General features: G+C 65.7%; 19 protein-coding genes. 3 read left to right on the top strand and 16 right to left on the bottom strand.

What is annotated here, in order from left to right; translation table 11 throughout:
* Positions 1 to 2 precede the first annotated feature (2 nt).
* From hfq to rlmE, 5 genes are all read right to left on the bottom strand, one after another.
* Complete coding sequence (gene hfq / locus AC1POX_RS09630; protein WP_005915027.1) at positions 3 to 281, bottom strand: RNA chaperone Hfq; 279 nt, start codon at positions 279 to 281, stop codon at positions 3 to 5.
* Between the two features lie 77 nt (positions 282 to 358).
* Positions 359 to 1,342, bottom strand: coding sequence for a tRNA (adenosine(37)-N6)-dimethylallyltransferase MiaA (gene miaA, locus AC1POX_RS09625; RefSeq protein WP_031422296.1), 984 nt, complete (start codon positions 1,340 to 1,342; stop codon positions 359 to 361).
* On the bottom strand, positions 1,342 to 2,244 hold the full coding sequence (folP, locus tag AC1POX_RS09620; RefSeq protein WP_372357041.1) for a dihydropteroate synthase: 903 nt from the start codon (positions 2,242 to 2,244) through the stop codon (positions 1,342 to 1,344). The genes miaA and folP overlap by 1 nt, the downstream gene beginning before the upstream one ends.
* Positions 2,245 to 2,370: 126 nt before the next feature.
* Positions 2,371 to 4,311: an ATP-dependent zinc metalloprotease FtsH gene (gene ftsH, locus AC1POX_RS09615; RefSeq protein WP_014089977.1), complete on the bottom strand. Its 1,941-nt coding sequence runs from the start codon at positions 4,309 to 4,311 to the stop codon at positions 2,371 to 2,373.
* Between the two features lie 60 nt (positions 4,312 to 4,371).
* The gene (gene rlmE / locus AC1POX_RS09610; protein WP_005915021.1) at positions 4,372 to 5,004 is read right to left on the bottom strand and encodes a 23S rRNA (uridine(2552)-2'-O)-methyltransferase RlmE; all 633 of its coding nucleotides are present in this window, start codon (positions 5,002 to 5,004) and stop codon (positions 4,372 to 4,374) included.
* A 65-nt stretch (positions 5,005 to 5,069) separates the two neighbouring features.
* On the opposite strand from rlmE, the gene yhbY reads away from it, so the two are divergent.
* Positions 5,070 to 5,375 carry a ribosome assembly RNA-binding protein YhbY gene (gene yhbY / locus AC1POX_RS09605; RefSeq protein WP_005915020.1) on the top strand — a complete coding sequence of 102 codons (306 nt, stop codon included), beginning with the start codon at positions 5,070 to 5,072 and terminating at the stop codon, positions 5,373 to 5,375.
* 15 nt (positions 5,376 to 5,390) lie between these two features.
* Positions 5,391 to 5,765, top strand: coding sequence for an Mth938-like domain-containing protein (locus AC1POX_RS09600; RefSeq protein WP_372357040.1), 375 nt, complete (start codon positions 5,391 to 5,393; stop codon positions 5,763 to 5,765).
* 190 nt (positions 5,766 to 5,955) lie between these two features.
* Here AC1POX_RS09600 and AC1POX_RS09595 read toward each other — a convergent pair whose 3' ends face one another.
* The 4 genes from AC1POX_RS09595 to surE are packed head-to-tail and all read right to left on the bottom strand — an operon-like array spanning position 5,956 to position 8,818.
* The gene (locus AC1POX_RS09595) at positions 5,956 to 6,735 is read right to left on the bottom strand and encodes a peptidoglycan DD-metalloendopeptidase family protein (RefSeq protein WP_011347105.1); all 780 of its coding nucleotides are present in this window, start codon (positions 6,733 to 6,735) and stop codon (positions 5,956 to 5,958) included.
* A complete protein-coding gene (locus AC1POX_RS09590) occupies positions 6,732 to 7,346 on the bottom strand; it encodes a YqaA family protein (RefSeq protein ID WP_003481846.1) in 615 nt (204 codons plus the stop codon). Before AC1POX_RS09590 ends, AC1POX_RS09595 begins: the two co-directional genes overlap by 4 nt.
* Positions 7,347 to 7,364: 18 nt before the next feature.
* A complete protein-coding gene (locus AC1POX_RS09585) occupies positions 7,365 to 8,042 on the bottom strand; it encodes a protein-L-isoaspartate(D-aspartate) O-methyltransferase (RefSeq protein ID WP_127167516.1) in 678 nt (225 codons plus the stop codon).
* The gene (gene surE / locus AC1POX_RS09580) at positions 8,039 to 8,818 is read right to left on the bottom strand and encodes a 5'/3'-nucleotidase SurE (protein WP_011347104.1); all 780 of its coding nucleotides are present in this window, start codon (positions 8,816 to 8,818) and stop codon (positions 8,039 to 8,041) included. Before surE ends, AC1POX_RS09585 begins: the two co-directional genes overlap by 4 nt.
* A 99-nt stretch (positions 8,819 to 8,917) precedes the next feature.
* Between surE and AC1POX_RS09575 the strand changes: the two genes are divergently transcribed.
* Positions 8,918 to 9,460 (top strand): Smr/MutS family protein, encoded by a 543-nt coding sequence (locus tag AC1POX_RS09575; protein WP_011347103.1) that lies wholly within the window; start codon positions 8,918 to 8,920, stop codon positions 9,458 to 9,460.
* Positions 9,461 to 9,709: 249 nt separating this feature from the next.
* On the opposite strand, the gene truD is transcribed toward AC1POX_RS09575, so the two are convergent.
* The 7 genes from truD to kdsA all read right to left on the bottom strand — a co-directional run bounded on the left by truD (position 9,710) and on the right by kdsA (position 15,203).
* Entirely contained in the window at positions 9,710 to 10,819 is a 1,110-nt protein-coding gene (gene truD, locus AC1POX_RS09570) for a tRNA pseudouridine(13) synthase TruD (protein WP_008577321.1), read from the bottom strand.
* Positions 10,820 to 10,932: 113 nt separating this feature from the next.
* Positions 10,933 to 11,433 carry a 2-C-methyl-D-erythritol 2,4-cyclodiphosphate synthase gene (gene ispF / locus AC1POX_RS09565; protein WP_372357039.1) on the bottom strand — a complete coding sequence of 167 codons (501 nt, stop codon included), beginning with the start codon at positions 11,431 to 11,433 and terminating at the stop codon, positions 10,933 to 10,935.
* Between the two features lie 3 nt (positions 11,434 to 11,436).
* Complete coding sequence (gene ispD / locus AC1POX_RS09560) at positions 11,437 to 12,231, bottom strand: 2-C-methyl-D-erythritol 4-phosphate cytidylyltransferase (RefSeq protein ID WP_218557422.1); 795 nt, start codon at positions 12,229 to 12,231, stop codon at positions 11,437 to 11,439.
* Positions 12,228 to 12,593, bottom strand: coding sequence for a cell division protein FtsB (ftsB, locus tag AC1POX_RS09555; protein ID WP_008577317.1), 366 nt, complete (start codon positions 12,591 to 12,593; stop codon positions 12,228 to 12,230). Before ftsB ends, ispD begins: the two co-directional genes overlap by 4 nt.
* Before the next feature lie 3 nt (positions 12,594 to 12,596).
* On the bottom strand, positions 12,597 to 13,889 hold the full coding sequence (gene eno, locus AC1POX_RS09550; RefSeq protein WP_372357038.1) for a phosphopyruvate hydratase: 1,293 nt from the start codon (positions 13,887 to 13,889) through the stop codon (positions 12,597 to 12,599).
* Between the two features lie 124 nt (positions 13,890 to 14,013).
* Complete coding sequence (locus AC1POX_RS09545) at positions 14,014 to 14,256, bottom strand: hypothetical protein (protein WP_031422278.1); 243 nt, start codon at positions 14,254 to 14,256, stop codon at positions 14,014 to 14,016.
* A 116-nt stretch (positions 14,257 to 14,372) separates the two neighbouring features.
* A complete protein-coding gene (kdsA, locus tag AC1POX_RS09540) occupies positions 14,373 to 15,203 on the bottom strand; it encodes a 3-deoxy-8-phosphooctulonate synthase (protein ID WP_008571228.1) in 831 nt (276 codons plus the stop codon).
* Between the last annotated feature and the right edge of the window lie 104 nt (positions 15,204 to 15,307).

Raw genomic sequence — 15,307 nt, 5'->3', positions numbered from 1 at the left:
CGTTACTGCTCGACGTCGTCATCTTCCGCCTGATTGCCTTCATTGGATTGCACATACCCACCACCAGGCCCCACGCGCACATTGCGCGCCGGCACCACCGTGGAAATGGCGTGCTTGTACACCATCTGACTCACGGTATTGCGCAGCAGGACCACGAATTGGTCGAACGACTCGATCGTGCCCTGCAGCTTGATGCCATTGACCAGATACACCGACACGGGCACCCGCTCGCGCCGCAGCGCATTGAGGAATGGGTCCTGTAAAGATTGCCCCTTAGCCATCGAAAAATCCTCTTCATTATTGTTCTTATTGTTCCGGTCGACACCTGCTATCCCCAGCCGGTCCCGGAAACGGGATGTTACACGCCTGAAGCCTGCCGTACAGCGGGACGATCAGCGAGGAAGCCGACAATTGCGTCCTCCAATTGATGGCGGTCACGCTCCGGGTCGAACCAGCGCGCGTCCAGCTCGCCGCGCAGCCAGGTGAGCTGTCGCTTGGCCAGTTGCCGGGTCGCCTGGATCGCCTTGTCGCGGAACTCGGCCAGGCCGCCAGCCCCGTCCAGGTACTGCCAGGCCTGGCGGTAGCCGACCGCGCGCACGGCCGGCAAATCCAGCGGCGCTGCCACCGCCTGCATCTGCGGCAGCGCCCGCAGACGCTGCACTTCCCCCAAAAAATCCTGGGCCAACATCGCATCCAGCCGGTGTGCGATCCGTGCATGCAGCACCGCGCGCTCGCGTGGGGCCAAGACCACCTTCAACACGCGTACCGGCAGGCGCGGCCCTGGCGGTAGCGCCTGCCACGCGCTGATCGGCCGCCCGCTGATGCGGTAGACCTCCAGCGCCCGCTGGATCCGCTGCGGGTCGGTCGCATGAATGCGCGCTGCCGCAACCGGGTCCACACGTGCCAGTTGTGCGTGCAAGCCGGCCCAACCGATATGCTGAGCTTCGGCCGCGATGGATGCACGCACCGTTTGGTCGGCCTCGGGCAGGTGCGACAAACCTTCCAGCAGTGCACGAAAATACAGCCCGGTGCCGCCGGCCAGAATCGGCAATTTGCCGCGCGCCACGATTTGCGCGATCGCCTGGCGTGCATCGGTGGCGAACTCCGCTGCCGAATACACCTGCCAGGGATCGCGCAGGTCGAGCAGATGATGCGGCACCGCCGCGCGCATTGGCGCGTCCGGCTTGGCCGCACCGATCTCCAGGCCGCGATACACCAGCGCCGAATCGACGCTGACGATTTCCCCGTTCCAGCGCTCCGCAGCTTCCAGCGCCAGCGCCGTCTTGCCGCTGGCGGTGGGGCCCATCACGGCGATCGCCAGCGGGCGTTGGTCGACAGGCATCAGTCCTCGTCCGGCCAACGAATCGTGGGCGCGGCGGGCGCGCTGACACGCGGTACGGGAATCGCCGCCATCGCCGTCCATACCTTCAACGCATCCACGGTTGCCGCCACATCGTGCACGCGCAGCAGCAGCGCGCCATGTTGTGCGGCGATCAGATGCGCGGCCACCGAGCCGTGCACACGTTCGGCGGCGATCTCGCGCCCGGTCAGTTCGCCGATGCTGCGTTTGCGCGACAGCCCGGCCAGCACCGGCAAACCGAATTCCTGCAGCCGCTGCAGCTGCGCAAGCAAAGTGAGGTTGTGCGGGGTGGTCTTATCGAAGCCAAAGCCCGGGTCCAGGATCAGCCGGCGCTTGTCGATGCCGGCCATCTCGGCAGCGAAGATGCGCTCGGCCAGAAACCGGTGCACTTCACCCACGATATCGTCGTAGTGCGGCGCATCCTGCATGGCGTGTGGCGCGCTGCGCGCATGCATCAAGACCACAGGCACGCGCAGGTCCGACGCCGCCTCCAGCGCACCGGGCGAACGCAGGGCATAGACGTCGTTGACCATGCCGGCGCCGGCCGCGACCGCCGCGCGCATGACCTCCGGTTTGAACGTATCCACGCTGATCGGCACGCTGGTGCGCTGGGCCAGCGCCTCGATGACCGGAATGACCCGCTGCAATTCTTCTTCAACCGAGACCGCCGCAGCGCCCGGGCGGGTGGATTCACCACCGACATCCAGCACCGCAGCGCCCTGCTCCACCAACGCCAGCCCATGCGCGATCGCCGCTTCGCAGGTCGCATGCTGGCCGCCGTCGGAGAACGAATCGGGTGTGACATTGACGATACCCATCACCTGCGGTGCATCCAGTCGCAGGCTGCGGCCGGCGCAATCCAGTGTCAGGGTGGTATCGAACATCGGCAGTGTCTCCTGGGTTGGTGATGGTCGCCCATACGTGGGCATCGATGCGGCCCGATAACGCATCAAGGCCGGGAATTGCTCCCCGGCCTTGATGGATGCTTCGCAGATCAGTGCATGGCCGGCTTAGAGTTGCTCGGCGGGTCCGGCGATGGGCGGCAATGGACGCGGGCTACCCTTGTCGTTGTTGTTGCCACCGTCCTTGTCGGACTTGCCCCAACCCGCCGGCGGCGGCGGCTCGCGGCCTTCCATGATGGCGTCGATCTGAGGCACGTCGATGGTCTCGTACTGCAGCAACAACTGCGACATCGCGTGCAGCTTGTCCAGATTCTCGGTGAGGATGGTCTTGGTCTTGCTGTAGGCCTTGTCCAGGATCGAGCGCACGACTTCGTCGATCTTGCGCGCGGTTTCATCGGAGACGTTCTTGTGCTGGGTCACCGAACGGCCCAGGAACACCTCGTCCTCTTCCTCGCCATAGGCCACCGGGCCAAGCTCGTCGGACAGGCCCCACTTGGTGACCATGTTGCGCGCCATCTTGGTGGCCCGCTCGATGTCGTTGGACGCACCGGTGGTGACCTTGTCGCCACCGAAGATCAGCTCTTCGGCAACGCGACCACCGTACAGCGAGCACAGCTGCGATTCGATCGCCACGCGGTTCATCGAATAGCGGTCGCCTTCCGGCAGATACATCGTCACGCCGAGGGCGCGGCCGCGCGGAATGATGGTGACCTTGTAGACCGGGTCGTGCTCCGGCACCAGGCGGCCGACGATGGCGTGGCCTGCCTCGTGATACGCGGTGAGGGTCTTCTCGTCCTCGCTCATGGCCATCGAGCGGCGCTCGGCACCCATCAGAATCTTGTCGCGGGCACGGTCGAAGTGGTCCATGCGGACTTCCTTCTCGCTGCCACGCGCCGCGAACAACGCTGCTTCGTTGCACAGGTTGGCCAAGTCGGCGCCAGAGAAACCCGGGGTACCGCGGGCGATGACCATCGGCACGACATCCTCGGCCAGCGGCAGCTTGCGCATGTGCACGCGCAGGATCTGTTCGCGGCCCTTGACGTCCGGCAGGCCGACCACGACCTGGCGGTCGAAACGGCCAGGACGCAGCAGCGCCGGATCCAGCACGTCCGGCCGGTTGGTCGCCGCGATCACGATCACACCTTCGCCGCCTTCGAAACCGTCCATTTCGACCAGCAACTGATTCAGGGTCTGCTCGCGCTCGTCATGCCCGCCCCCGAGACCGGCACCGCGATGACGGCCCACCGCATCGATTTCGTCGATGAAGATGATGCACGGCGCGTGCTTCTTGGCCTGCTCGAACATGTCGCGCACGCGGCTGGCACCCACGCCGACGAACATTTCCACGAAGTCCGAGCCGGAGATGCTGAAGAACGGCACCTTGGCCTCGCCGGCGATCGCCTTGGCGAGCAGGGTCTTACCGGTACCCGGCGGGCCGACCATCAGCACGCCCCGCGGAATCTTGCCGCCCAGCTTGGTGAACTTGGTCGGGTCGCGCAGGAAGTCCACCAGTTCGCCGACTTCTTCCTTGGCCTCGTCGCAACCGGCAACGTCGGCAAAGGTGATCTTGATCTGGTCTTCGCCCTGCAGCTTGGCGCGCGACTTGCCGAAGCTCATCGCCCCCTTGGCACCGCCGCCACCGCCCTGCATCTGGCGCATGATGAACAGCCAGAAGCCGATGATCAGGATGACCGGGAGGAAGTTGAGTACCAACGACCAGAAGCCAGGCCCGGTCGAGGGCTTCTGGCGGGTCATTTCGATGTTCTTGCTGTACAGCACGTCGACCAGCTTGTCGTCGCGCGGGCCGTAGACGGTGGCTTCGCTGCCGTCGGTGCGCTTGAAGCGGATCGCATTGACGGCCAGGTTGGTTTCATCGGTGTAATCCACCGATTTGACGCGCCCGGAGTCCACTTCCTTCAGGAACTGGGTGTAGGTGATCGAGTCGGCACCGACGCCGCCCGCCATCCGCGGCGAGAAGCTCTGGAAGACAACCATCAGCACAACTGCGACGACCACCCACAGCAGCAGATTCTTGGTCAAGTCGTTCATCCTCATTGGCTCCGGTGCCCTCTACTCTTCGATGCTTGAAATACGATGGTCATTGGCAGCTTACTTGATCTGGACACGCTTGCCCTGACCGAGCGCATAAACTTCCGGGGAGCGCTTGCGCGAGGCCGCCGGCTTGCGAATCGTCACCTTCTCATAGCGGCGGCGAAGTTCGCGAATGTAGTCGTCAGACCCGACACCCTGGAACAGCTTGATCAGAAATGCCCCGCCCGGCTTGAGGTGGGTGTCGGCAAATTCCATGGCCAGCTCCGCCAGGTGCATCATCCGCGGTTGGTCGACCGCATCCATGCCACTCTTATTGGGGGCCATATCCGACAGCACAAGGTCCACCGGCACATCGCCCAGCATCGCTTCGAATTGGGATAGGACGGCCTGCTCCCTGAAGTCGCCGTGAAGGAACTCCACGCCCGCCAGTGCCGGCATGTCCAGGATATCCAGCGCCACCACCCGGCCGCTGTCGCCCATGGATTTGCGCACCTGTTGCGACCACCCGCCCGGGGCCGCGCCCAGATCGACCACCACCATGCCCGGCTTGAGCAGGCGGTCGCGCTGCAGCAACTCTTCCAGCTTGTAGGCCGCGCGCGAGCGCATGCCCTCGGCCTGGGCCTTCTTCACGTAAGGGTCGGCGAAGTGTTCCTTGAGCCAGCGCTGGCTGCTTTTACTGCGGGAAGGCATTGGCAAAGGGGTCCGAACGGGTCGCCATGATACCCTGAACACCCTTTGCTTCCCTTCGATCCTGCATGTCCATTGTTCTCACCTCCGCCCAGAACCGTTTCCTGCGCGGCCAGGCCCACGACCTCAAAGCCTTGCTGCAGACCGGCGGCAAAGGGGTCACGCCGGCATTTCTGGCTGAACTCGAGGAAGTGCTCGAGCGCCACGAACTGGTCAAGGTGAAGGTGGCATCGGAGGATCGCGAGACACGTGATGCGCTGATTGCCGAGCTGATCGAACAAACCGGCAGTGCGTTGGTACAGCGCATCGGCCACGTCGCCATCCTGTACCGCCCCAGCAAGGAAAAGCGCCAGATCGTGCTGCCGCGCGGCTGAGCCAGCGAGTTCGTCATGCCTTTAAGTCAGGAACACCCCGATTACGCCTACGCGCTGCGCGCGGCCGACGACCGCCATGCCAAGGTGAACGAGCAGATCCTGCAGCAGAGCTTCATCCTGATGCCGGATGAGCTGGTAGAGCACTGGCCGGTCCAGACGCTGGAGCAACTGCAGGCCGGTCACATGGAGGCGGTGCTGGCGCTCAACCCGGCCGTGATCCTGCTCGGCACCGGCGAACGCCAGTTGTTTCCCAGGACCGACGTGCTGGCGGCCTGCCTGACCCGCGGCATCGGCCTGGAGGCGATGACCAATGCCGCCGCCGCACGCACCTACAACGTGCTGGCCAGCGAAGGCCGGCGGGTGGCCTTGGCGATGGTGTTGCCGGGCTGATTGGCTTGGGACGGGATTCGGGAATCGGGATTGGGGATTCGTAAGAGCGGGCTTCCGCAAGCTGCGCCTTCAATCGCCAAACCAGGCTAGAGCGTCAATTGGTCCAAGTGGTGAGTCCGAAGAACCCACTCTCTGTCCGGATACGAACAGCCCAGGGCCGTTGCGAATCCCGAATCCCAACTCCCCAATCTCATTTCTTCGGCAAATACAGCAGCGGATCGACCGGCTTGCCGTTGTAGCGGATCTCGAAGTGCAACATGTCGCGGGAGGCGCCGCTGCGGCCCATTTCGGCAATTTGCTGCCCCGCCTTGACGCTCTGGCCCTCGTTGAGCAGGCGCTTGCGGTTGTGACCGTACGCGGATAGCCACTGGTCGTTGTGCTTGATGATGATCAGCTCGCCGTAGCCGACCAGGCCGGCGCCGGAATACACCACCACGCCATCGGCGGCGGCACGCACGGCCTGACCGCTGGTGCCGGCGATGTCCACGCCCTGCTTGGTGGTTTCGCCAGTGACGAAGGTGCCCACCACGACGCCATCGGCCGGCCAACGCCACGAAAATCCGCTACTGACCGGTGCGGCGATCGGCGCGACGGGGCGCGGCGGGGCCACGGTGCCGCCAGCCACCGGCGCGCTGCCACCCGGCTTGCTGGTACCGGGCGGATACAACTTGAGCGTCTGGCCGGGATAGATGGTGTTTGGGGAAGACAGGCCATTCCAGGCGGCCAGATCCGCGGCGGTGATATTGGTCCGGCGCGAGATCGCGTACAGGGTGTCGCCGCGCTGCACGGTGACCGTGGCACCCGGACGCGGCACCGAAGGACGCGGCGCGGCGCTGGGGCGCGACGACGACCCGCCACCGCTCGCTCCGGGCGAACGCACCACCGTTGCGCTGCTGCAGGCGGTCAGTCCGATGGCCATTGCGAGCATGACTGCTGTCTTGCGTGCCGAATTCATCTGCGTCTTGCTCATCCGTTCGTTGTCTTCCACACCAACCAGCCCGCACCGACCGCCAGCACCGCCATTGCAACCCAGCCCAGCGGCTCGATCCAGCGATGCAGCGCCGCTTCGGCCCGCGCACCGCCCAGGCGGATCGCGCCGGCCACCAGATACACGCGCTTGCCGCGCCCGACCAACATGCTGGCGATGAATGGCAGGATCGGCACGCCGACCACGCCCGAGGCCCAGGTAAAGATCTTCAGCGGGATCGGGGTGAACCCGACCAGGACCAGCGCCCAGAACGCCTTCCACGGCGAATCGGCCACCAGCGTGCGCAGGGTTTCGATCTGCTGCTGGATCTTCGCGCTCCAGCCCAGCCATTCGATCAGCGGCTGCAGCGCGGCGAAGGCGAAATGGCCAAGCAGATAACCGACCAGGGCGCCGCAGATCGAGCCGATCAGGCTCAGGGTCGCAAACCAGAGCGAGCGCTTGGGCTCGGCCAGCGACATCGGTGCCAACATCACTTCCGGCGGCACCGGGAAAATGAAGCCCTCAACGAAGCTGAGACCGGTCAGCAGCGCGGGTGCGCGGCGATGGCGCGACCAACGGATGGCCACGTCGTACAACGGCCCAAAAATCTTCATCGAAGAACTCTCATGGATTCAATCCAGCATGCCCGACAACAGCGGGACGAACGTGACCGGCGCCAGAACCTGTTGTTCGATGGCGCCATCGGCCCCGCGGGTGAGTTGCACCAACGATTGCGAGGAAGGCCCTCCGACCGGCGCGACCAGGCGCCCGCCGACCGCCAGCTGGTCGACCAATGCATCGACCAACGCCGGTGCGGCAGCGGTCACCACGATGGCGTCGTACGGCCCGTGTTCGGGCCAGCCGATGCGGCCGTCGTCGTGCTTGCTGCGCACATTCATGCCCAGGTGCCGGAAGCGCTTGCGCGCCTGCCGCAGCAGGTCGCCGATGCGCTCGACGGTGTAGACCTCCAGCCCCAGCGCCGCCAGGATCGCGCCTTGGTAGCCGGAGCCGGTGCCCACTTCGAGCACCTTGGTCGGGGTCACCTGCAGCACCGCTTCGGTCATGCGCGCCACCACCCAGGGCTGGGAGATGGTCTGGCCATGGCCGATCGGCAGCGCAGTGTCTTCGTAGGCGCGCGAGGCCAGCGCTTCATCGATGAACAGATGCCGCGGCACGGTGCGCATCGCGTTGAGCGTGGCCTCGTCCTGGATGCCCGCCTCGCGCAAGCGCTCGACCAGGCGGTCGCGCACGCGTTGCGAGGTCATGCCGATCCCGACCGACTCCGGTTGCAGGCGCAGCCTCGGCGTCATGCCGGGCCGTCCAGCGCTGCGGTCAACCCACCCACCCAGCCGGCAACGGTGTCCAGTGCCTGGTAACGGGTGAGATCGACGTGGATCGGCGTGATCGAGATATGCCCGGTACGCACGGCGTGGAAATCGGTACCGGCGCCAGCGTCCTGCTCGGGACCGGCCGGGCCGATCCAGTACACGGTGCGGCCGCGCGGATCGCGCTGCGGCACGCACGGCTCGGACCGGTGGCGGTTGCCGAGCCGGGTGACTTCGAAACCGAGCACATCCGACCATGCCAGATCCGGCACGTTGACGTTGAGGATAGTGTCGGCGGGCAACGGGTCGGCCTTCAGCCGCGCCACGATTTCCACCGCAGCGCGCGCGGCGGTGTCGTAGTGATGCGCCTGGTGATTGTGCGTGACCAACGACACCGCCACCGCCGGCAAGCCGAGGAAGCGGCCTTCCATGGCGGCCGACACGGTGCCCGAATAGATCACGTCGTCGCCCAGATTGGCCGAATTATTGATCCCGGACACCACGATGTCCGGGTCGTAATCGAGCATGCCGGTGAGTGCCAGATGCACGCAGTCGGTCGGCGTGCCGGCCACTGCGCAGGTCTGCGCATCGACGCGGCGGGTGCGGATCGGCACATCCAGCGTCAGCGAATTGCTGGCGCCGGAGCGATCGCGGTCGGGCGCGACCACCATCACTTCATGACCGGCATGGCGCAGCGCCTCGGCCAAAATCTGGATGCCGGGGGCGTCGACACCGTCGTCGTTGCTAACCAGTACGCGCATGGGACTCCTCGGAAAACCGGGCCATGATACCGGATGCGTCCCGCGCCTTCGCGCTTGATCTTCGCGTGCGTCTGCGCTTGGACCGGGTACGCTGTGCAGATGTCGCATCCTGAAGACGAAGACGACGGCGCGTTGTTCCGCGCAGCGATCGGCGCGGTCAAGCCGATTCGTGAAGTCGCCCCACCGGCCAACGCCAAGCCACGCCCCAAGCCGCGCGCGCGCATGGCCGAGCGCGACGACGCCCAAGCGCATACCGAATTTGCGCGCCTGCTGCGCGACAGCGCGCCGTTGGAAGCGGGCGATACCGCCAGCTATCGGCGCGAGAATCTTCCCACCCGCTTGTTTCAACGGCTCAAGCGCGGGCAATTCTCGGTGCAGGACGAACTGGATCTGCACGGCGCCACCGCAGCGCAGGCCGAATCGTTGCTGCGCCAGTTCCTGCTGGACGCACACGCGCACGAACATGGTTGCGTGCGCATCATCCACGGCAAGGGACTGCAATCGGACACCGGTGCGCCCGTGCTGAAGAACCTCATGGACCGGCTGCTGCGTCAACGCAACGATGTGCTGGCGTTTCATTCGGCGCCGCCGACGCAGGGCGGTACCGGGGCGCTGCTGGTGTTGCTGGCGCGGCGGCGATAGGCCGATGATTACGCGCGAGTGATGCTAAACGGCAGCCATTGCGCATGGCGACGTGTTGTCTGGAACGTCTGTCGCGCATGCTCGTCGGACACGAGCCGATTCCTGTTGCGCGCCTTGTGCAGCTGGCCATCGCTCGTGGCGCCGCGACCGGCCACTATCGCCTCAGCGACCGCCGAGGCCGCTTTTGCGCGCATCGCATGATTGGACCGTCCATGCTGCCCCGCGCGATCGGCCGGCGTTTGTGCGCGATCATGCGTCGGCGCGCATGCCGACGTTGAAGCGACCGGCGTCGGTGACATCTCCCAGTTCCCACAGCACCGCGGTGGCATAACAGCCAGGCGGCAGCGCGAACTCCAATTGCAGGGTCTGTGCCTCCAGCCATCGATAGTCCAGACCCTGCGGGCGCAAGCGCAGCGCGCGGCGCTCCTGCTTCAGCCCCGCTGCTTCCAGGCCTTGGCGCAATGCTTCGGATTGCGGATCGGACAACGCGCCCTGCTCCAGCGCTGCCGCTTGATCGGTCGAGCGCAACGCGCCAATGCCCCACAACGGCCCGCTGGGATGGATATCGAAACGTGCCAATCGCTCTGCCAGGGCCTCGCTCCACGGCTCCGGGCCGAAGACGCTGCGCGAGCCGTCCAGCATCCACGCCTCGCCCTGCAGTGCGCTATCCCAACTGCCCTGCGCCACGCGTGCGCCAAGCACGCGATTGAACAGGACCGAACGCGCTGCCGACAGCAACATCGAGCGCTGATCGTTGCGCAGCCGCCGCCTGGATGTGGGCGCCGGCAGCAACGTTCCGTCCTCAGCTTGCACATGACCGAACATCGCCAGCGCAGCCGCCACATTTGCGCCATCGCGACCGAAGCGTTGTTCGCCGAACCAATTGGGAATGCCACGCGCAGCAATCGCCTGCAGCCGTTGCTCGATCGCCTCGCGCTCGCCCTGCACCTGGCGCAGCGTCAGCACGAAGCGGTTCCCGTGCAGCGCACCGCGTTGCAGCTTGCGGTTGTGCCAGGCGCTCTGGACCACCTGCATCTGCGCATCATCCAGCGCGGCGATATCCGGCGCGATGCGCTTGGGCAGATGCACGCTGAAGCGCTGGGTGGTCACTGCATGGCGATCTTTCAGACCCGCATAGCTGACGCCCATCTCGGCGATGCCGGCCCAGTGCGCAAGCTGTTTGGCGATATACGCGGTGTTCTGGCCACGCTTGCGCACGGTGAGCAGCAGATGCTCGCCTTCGCCGGAGGGCTCGAATGCCGGCAGCTCGTCGACCTGGAAATCGTCCGGGGTGCTGCGCATCGCCGCGCTGAGCACGGCAGCGCCATGCGCACGCGGCAGCAAAGAGGTCTCGCTCATGGTGTGGTTCGCCTTCGCGCCGGACGTGGCGCGCTGTGCGCCGAATGATTCGGCGCGGTGATTGCGTCGGGCAGCATCGGCGCCGGCTCCGGCCCCAAGCGCTGCCTGTGTTGCTATTGATGAGGCACAGCGGTCCTGCCCAGCAACACCGCGGCCTGTGCAGCGATCCCTTCGCCGCGGCCGGTGAAACCCAACTGTTCGCTGGTGGTGGCCTTGACGCTGACCGCATCGAGTTCGATCGCCAGCAGGCCGGCAATGCGCTCGCGCATGGCCACCGCATGCGGGCCGACCTTGGGGCGCTCGCAGATCACGGTGATGTCGGCATTGCCGACGCGCCAGCCGCGCTCGCGCAGCAAGCCATCGCAATGCTGCAGGAACTGTGCGCTGTCGGCGTCTTTCCAACGCGCATCGGAAGGCGGGAAATACTGGCCGATATCGCCCAGCGCCAGCGCGCCCAGCATCGCATCGCACAGGGCGTGCAACACCACATCGCCATCGCTATGGGCGAGCACGCCGTGGCTGTGCGCCACGCGCACACCGCCAAGCATCACGTGGTCGCCAGGGCCGAACGCATGCACGTCGTAGCCTTGGCCGATTCGGAAATTGAAGGACATGGATTAGATCTCTTCGGGCCCGGAAACCCGGGACCCCGGGCCGGAGAAAGCAGAAGCCAGAACGGACGACTGGGGATGTGCGCTTTCCGGGTCCCGGGCTCCGAGCCCCCGGTTGACCAGTTCAAATTCGAAGCGCGCCAGATCCGCAGGGGTCGTCACCTTGAAGTTGTCTTCGGCGCCTTCCACCAGCAAGGGGCGCAGCCCCATCCGCTCCATCGCCATCGCTTCATCGGTGACCTCGACACCGGCCGCCGCGGCCTCGGTGAGTCCACGGATCAGTTGATGGCGACGAAACAGCTGCGGGGTGAGTGCGCGCCACAGGCGTTCGCGCGGTTCGGTGCCATCGATACCGCCATCGTCGCCGGCACGCTTGAGCGTATCGCGCACCGGTGCAGCCAGGATGGCGCCGACCGGGTCGCCACGGCCGATTTCCAGCAGGCGGTCCAGATCGGCCAGGGCCAGATTCGGCCGCGCGGCATCGTGGACCAGCACGAAATCGTCGGCACGCACGCTTTCTGGCAAGGCCAGCAAGCCAGCCAGCACCGAGGCTGCGCGGGTCGCCCCCCCCAGGCAGGTCAGCACGGGCGTGGACTGCACCGCGGTCCAGCCGGGCCAATCGGCATCGCCGGGGGCGATTGCCACCATGATGCCGGCCAGCGCCGGATGCGCCGCCAGCGCAGCTAACGTATACGCCATCAGTGGCTGACCGCCGGCCGGCAAATACTGTTTGGGAAGCGGCCCGCCAAAACGGGTGCCGCGCCCGGCGGCCGGCACGATTGCCCAGATGGACCCGGTCATGGGTGATCCACCGGATCGATCGGCTCAGGCGCTTGCTGTGGGGGGGCCGGAGCCTCAGGCGATGCAGGGGCCGGCAGCGGCGCATCCTCGACCACGCGATAGAACGTCTCGCCCGGCTTGATCATGCCCAGCTCGCTGCGCGCGCGTTCCTCGATTGCCGCCTCGCCGTCCTTCAAATCCTTCACCTCTGCTGCCAACGCCTGGTTGCGTTGGCGCAGACCTTCGTTGTCCTGTGTCTGATGCGCGACCTGGGCTTCCAGCATCATCACCTCGCCGGAATTCCCAGGCCCGAACCAGAAGCGATACTGCAGCCAAGCCAGCAGTACCGCCAGCACCAGCAGTAGCCAGCGCCAGTTGCGCACGGCTTATCGCTTGATCGAAACGAACGCGTCGCGACCGGCGTAGCGCGCGCCGGAGCCCAGCGCCTGCTCGATGCGCAGCAACTGGTTGTACTTGGCCACGCGGTCGCTGCGGCACAGCGAGCCGGTCTTGATCTGGGTGGCGGTGGTGGCCACGGCAATGTCGGCGATGGTGGTGTCTTCGGTTTCGCCGGAACGGTGCGACACGCACGAGGCGTAGTTGGCCGCGTGCGCCATCGCGATGGCTTCCAGCGTTTCGGTCAGCGTGCCGATCTGGTTGACCTTGATCAGGATCGCGTTGGCGGTGCCCGAATCGATGCCCTGCTTGAAGATCTTCGGGTTGGTGACGAACAGATCGTCGCCCACCAACTGCACCTTCTTGCCGACGCGCTCGGTCAGCAGCTTCCAACCGGCCCAGTCGTCCTCGGCCAGGCCATCTTCGATGCTGATGATCGGGTACTGCGCCACCCAGTCGGCCAGGAAGTCGACGAACTGCTCGCTGGTCAGGCGCTTGTTCTCGCCGACCAGGTTGTACTTGCCGTTGTCGTAGAACTCGCTGGAGGCCACGTCCAGGCCCAGCAGGATGTCTTCGCCCGCGGTGTAGCCGGCCTTGCCGATCGCTTCGAGGATGGTGTCCAGCGCTTCGACGTTGCTGCGGAAGTCCGGCGCAAAGCCGCCTTCGTCGCCCACCGCCGTGCTCAGGCCATGGCCCTTGAGCACCGACTTGAGCGAATGGAAGATTTCCGTACCGGCGCGCAGCGCTTCGGAGAACGAGCTGCAACCGACCGGCAGCACCATGAACTCCTGGAAGTCGACGTTGTTGTCGGCATGCGCGCCGCCGTTGATGATGTTCATCATCGGCACCGGCAGCGCCACGTCGGATTCGGTGATGGTGGACAGGTACTGCCACAACGGCTGCTTGCGCGAGGCGGCTACGGCATGCGCGGCGGCCAGCGAAACACCCAGCAGCGCGTTGGCGCCCAGGCGGCCCTTGTTCTCGGTGCCGTCCAGATCGATCAGGCGACGGTCCAGGCCCTGCTGGTCGGCCGCATCGAAGTTCTTCAGCGTCTCGGCGATGGTCCCGTTGACGTTGTCCACCGCGTGGCGCACGCCCTTGCCCAGGTAGCGGGTCTTGTCGCCATCACGCAGCTCCACCGCTTCCTTGGTACCGGTCGAGGCACCCGAAGGCACGGCTGCGCGGCCGAACGAACCGTCGTCCAGCGTGACTTCGGCCTCCAGCGTGGGATTGCCGCGGGAGTCGAGGATTTCGCGGGCGAGGATCTTGGCGATAGTGGTCATAGGTCCGTTCGGTTACCAGTAAGGGGGGAAGTACACCGGAAACAAGCTGCCGGATTATCGCTGCACACCGGTCCATTGCCAAATCGCATGTCGCCGCTACACACAGCACGTCGCGGGCGGACCGCTACGCCATCAAGCCCAACAGCGACAAACCAGACAGCAGCAGCAAGACCAACAGCAGGATCAGCGCGGCGATCGCCGCACCAGGCTGGCGACTCAGCCGCAATGCAGCCGAGCCCGTGGCCAGGCTACTGACAACGGCCATGGTGGCCATGATCAGCGTGATGCGCATCGGCAGCCGCGTGGCTTGCATGGCATGGTCGCCATCGCCCGGCATGCCGATGCTGGCGGTAAACAGAACGGCCATGACCGCCATTCACGCCCACACCGCGATCGACGCGGCCAGTGCCCACCAGCCCCAGGGCCACTGGCGCCACCGCCGCTCCCGGCGGCGCGCTGCAGCGGCCGCGCGCTGATCAGAACTCACGCAAAGCGCGCAAACCCGTGCTTCTTGGTGACGGCGTCCAGCTCCATCAGGGTTTCGAGCAGTTCTTCCATGCGATCCAGCGGCCACGCATTGGGACCATCGGACAGCGCCTTGGACGGATCCGGGTGGGTTTCGGCGAACAGGCCGGAAATCCCGACCGCCACCGCCGCGCGCGCCAGCACCGGCACGAACTCGCGCTGACCACCGGAGCTGCTGCCCTGCCCGCCCGGCAACTGCACCGAATGGGTGGCGTCGAACACCACCGGACAGCCGGTGTCGCGCATTACGCTCAGCGAGCGCATGTCGCTGACCAGGTTGTTGTAGCCGAACGAGGCGCCACGCTCGCAGACCATGATCTGCTCGTTGCCGGTGGATTTGGCCTTGTCCACCACCGGCTTCATGTCCCATGGCGCCAGGAACTGGCCCTTCTTGATGTTGACCGGCTTGCCGGCGGCGCAGACGTTCTTGATGAAGTCGGTCTGGCGCACCAAAAATGCCGGGGTCTGCAGCACGTCGACGACGGCCGCGACCTCGTTCATCGGGGTGTATTCGTGCACGTCGGTGAGCACCGGCACGCCGATCTGCTTCTTCACCGCATCCAGCACCTTCAAACCCTCTTCCAGGCCCGGGCCACGGAAGCTGGTGCCGGAGGTGCGATTGGCCTTGTCGAAACTCGACTTGAAGATGAAGTTGACGCCGAGCTTGCCGGTGATCTCCTTGAGCTTGCCGGCCACGTCGAGCTGCAGCTGCATCGATTCGATCACGCAGGGGCCGGCAATCAGGAACAGCGGCTGGTCGAGGCCGACTTCGAAGTCACACAGTTTCATCAGGTCACCTAAGTAATTAAGCCCCTCTCCCGTCGGGAGAGGGGTTGGGGTGAGGGTACGGGTTGCAAGCGCTTGTAAGGCCAGATGGTTTGCCCTGGCTGGCG

Source organism: Xanthomonas sp. NCPPB 3442 (genome assembly GCF_056725145.1).
Note: the sequence above shows the minus strand (reverse complement) of the source record. Positions and strands in the feature narration are given on the sequence as shown.

Excerpts from the sequence above, each read along its gene's own strand:
- kdsA (WP_008571228.1), bottom strand. The coding sequence starts at position 15,203 with ATGAAACTGTGTGACTTCGAAGTCGGCCTCGACCAGCCGCTGTTCCTG.
- surE (WP_011347104.1), bottom strand. The coding sequence starts at position 8,818 with ATGCGCGTACTGGTTAGCAACGACGACGGTGTCGACGCCCCCGGCATC.
- eno (WP_372357038.1), bottom strand. The coding sequence starts at position 13,889 with ATGACCACTATCGCCAAGATCCTCGCCCGCGAAATCCTCGACTCCCGC.
- AC1POX_RS09600 (WP_372357040.1), top strand. The coding sequence starts at position 5,391 with ATGCCTTTAAGTCAGGAACACCCCGATTACGCCTACGCGCTGCGCGCG.
- AC1POX_RS09545 (WP_031422278.1), bottom strand. The coding sequence starts at position 14,256 with ATGGCCGTTCTGTTTACCGCCAGCATCGGCATGCCGGGCGATGGCGAC.
- ftsH (WP_014089977.1), bottom strand. The coding sequence starts at position 4,311 with ATGAACGACTTGACCAAGAATCTGCTGCTGTGGGTGGTCGTCGCAGTT.
- AC1POX_RS09575 (WP_011347103.1), top strand. The coding sequence starts at position 8,918 with ATGTCGCATCCTGAAGACGAAGACGACGGCGCGTTGTTCCGCGCAGCG.
- miaA (WP_031422296.1), bottom strand. The coding sequence starts at position 1,342 with ATGCCTGTCGACCAACGCCCGCTGGCGATCGCCGTGATGGGCCCCACC.
- rlmE (WP_005915021.1), bottom strand. The coding sequence starts at position 5,004 with ATGCCTTCCCGCAGTAAAAGCAGCCAGCGCTGGCTCAAGGAACACTTC.
- AC1POX_RS09595 (WP_011347105.1), bottom strand. The coding sequence starts at position 6,735 with ATGAGCAAGACGCAGATGAATTCGGCACGCAAGACAGCAGTCATGCTC.
- truD (WP_008577321.1), bottom strand. The coding sequence starts at position 10,819 with ATGAGCGAGACCTCTTTGCTGCCGCGTGCGCATGGCGCTGCCGTGCTC.
- ispD (WP_218557422.1), bottom strand. The coding sequence starts at position 12,231 with ATGACCGGGTCCATCTGGGCAATCGTGCCGGCCGCCGGGCGCGGCACC.
- folP (WP_372357041.1), bottom strand. The coding sequence starts at position 2,244 with ATGTTCGATACCACCCTGACACTGGATTGCGCCGGCCGCAGCCTGCGA.
- yhbY (WP_005915020.1), top strand. The coding sequence starts at position 5,070 with ATGTCCATTGTTCTCACCTCCGCCCAGAACCGTTTCCTGCGCGGCCAG.
- hfq (WP_005915027.1), bottom strand. The coding sequence starts at position 281 with ATGGCTAAGGGGCAATCTTTACAGGACCCATTCCTCAATGCGCTGCGG.
- AC1POX_RS09585 (WP_127167516.1), bottom strand. The coding sequence starts at position 8,042 with ATGACGCCGAGGCTGCGCCTGCAACCGGAGTCGGTCGGGATCGGCATG.
- AC1POX_RS09590 (WP_003481846.1), bottom strand. The coding sequence starts at position 7,346 with ATGAAGATTTTTGGGCCGTTGTACGACGTGGCCATCCGTTGGTCGCGC.
- ispF (WP_372357039.1), bottom strand. The coding sequence starts at position 11,433 with ATGTCCTTCAATTTCCGAATCGGCCAAGGCTACGACGTGCATGCGTTC.